Source organism: Streptomyces sp. 7N604, from assembly GCF_052245475.1.
Taxonomy (GTDB): domain Bacteria; phylum Actinomycetota; class Actinomycetes; order Streptomycetales; family Streptomycetaceae; genus Streptomyces.
This window is the reverse complement of sequence record NZ_JBQQBX010000087.1, coordinates 1-1,793: the sequence shown is the minus strand read 5'-3', so window position 1 is coordinate 1,793 and position 1,793 is coordinate 1. Positions and strand designations below refer to the sequence as shown.

Below are 1,793 nucleotides of genomic sequence, written 5' to 3'. Positions count from 1 at the left end.
TTCAGCACGGATTTGTTCGATCGGGGTACGGCCGTGGCTTTGGTGGCGCGGTTGGTGCGGGTGTTGGAGTGTGTGGTGGCTGATCCGTTGGTGCGGGTCGGTGCGGTGGATGTGTGGGTGGCCGGTGAGCGGGAGCGGCTGCTGGGGGAGTGGGTGGACACCGGGCGTGTGGTGCGTGGGGTGTCGTTGCCGGTGTTGTTTGCGGAGCAGGTGGCGCGGACGCCGGGTGCGGTGGCGGTGGAGTGCGATGGTGTGGGGCTGTCGTATGCGGAGTTGGATGCGCGGTCGAATCGTTTGGCGCGGTGGTTGGTGGCTCGGGGGGTGGGGCCTGAGCGGTTGGTGGTGGTGATGCTGCCGCGGTCGGTGGATTTGGTGGTGGCGTTGCTGGCGGTGGTGAAGGCCGGTGGTGCGTATGTGCCGGTGGATCCGGAGTATCCGTCCGGGCGCATTGAGTTCATTCTCGGGGACGCGGATCCGGTGTTGGTGATCGATGACGTGTCGGTGTTCGCGGAAGCGGAGGGGCTTTCGGATGCGCCGGTCACGGATGTGGATCGGGTGTCGGCGTTGGGGCTGGGTCATCCGGTGTATGTGATTTATACCTCGGGTTCGACGGGTCGGCCGAAGGGTGTGGTGGTTGAGCACGCGTCGGTGGGTGCGTATTTGGAGCGTGCGCGTGAGGTGTATGGGGATGCGTCGGGTACGGCGTTGCTGCATTCGTCGGTGGCGTTCGATCTGACGGTTACCGCGTTGTATACCCCGTTGGTCAGTGGTGGCCGGGTGGTTTTGGCTGAGCTTGATGAGAGGGCCGCGGTCAGCGGGTCGCCGACTTTGATGAAGGTGACGCCGTCGCATGTGGGTCTGTTGGAGGCGCTTCCGGGCGAGGTGTCGCCGTCGGGCACGTTGATCATCGGTGGTGAGGCTCTGACGGGTGAGGCGCTGGAGGGTTGGCGTGCTGCGCATCCGGATGTGACCGTGGTGAATGCGTATGGTCCGACGGAGGCGACGGTCAACTGCACGGATTTTGTGGTTGCTCCTGGTGAGTCGGTGGCTGGGGGTGCGGTGCCGATTGGGCGTCCGTTCTGGAATACGCGGGCTTATGTGTTGGATGCGTGGTTGCGGCCGGTCCCTGTTGGTGTGGCGGGGGAGTTGTATGTGGCCGGTGCGGTGCTGGCGCGTGGTTATTGGGGTCGGGCGGGTCTGACGGCGGAGCGGTTTGTTGCGGATCCGTTTGGTCCGGCGGGTGCGCGGATGTATCGCACGGGTGATGTGGCTCGCTGGAATGCCGATGGTCAGTTGGTGTATGTGGGCCGGGTCGATGACCAGGTCAAGGTGCGGGGTTTCCGTATCGAACTGGGAGAGATCCAGTCCGTTCTTGTTTCCCACGAGCGGGTTTTGCAGGCTGCGGTCGTCGTGCGCGAGGACCGGCCCGGCGACAAGCGGCTGGTGGGCTATCTCGTTCCGACGCCTGGCGGCGGTGTTCGGTCTGCGGAGCTGCGGGAGTATGTTGCGGCTCGGTTGCCGGATTACATGGTGCCGTCGGCGTTCGTTGTCCTTGATGAGCTGCCGTTGACGGTGAACGGCAAGCTGGACCGGCGGGCCCTGCCCGCTCCGGACTTTGGTCCGGAGGCGGTCGGCCGTACCCCGCGCTCGCCGCGTGAGGAGATCTTGTGCGATCTGTTCGCCGAGGTCCTCGGTGTGCCGGCTGTGAGCATCGATGATGACTTCTTCCAGCTCGGCGGCCATTCGCTTCTCGCGACCAGGCTCGTCAGCCGTATCCGCACGGCCCTGGACGC

Annotated in this window: 1 protein-coding gene; it reads left to right on the top strand. The window is 65.2% G+C overall.

Going from position 1 to position 1,793, the window contains the following annotated elements; genetic code table 11:
• Positions 1 to 75 precede the first annotated feature (75 nt).
• Positions 76 to 1,793, top strand: a 1,718-nt coding sequence (locus tag ACTWP8_RS38100) for a non-ribosomal peptide synthetase (protein WP_443326628.1), incomplete at its 3' end; no start/stop codon positions are given.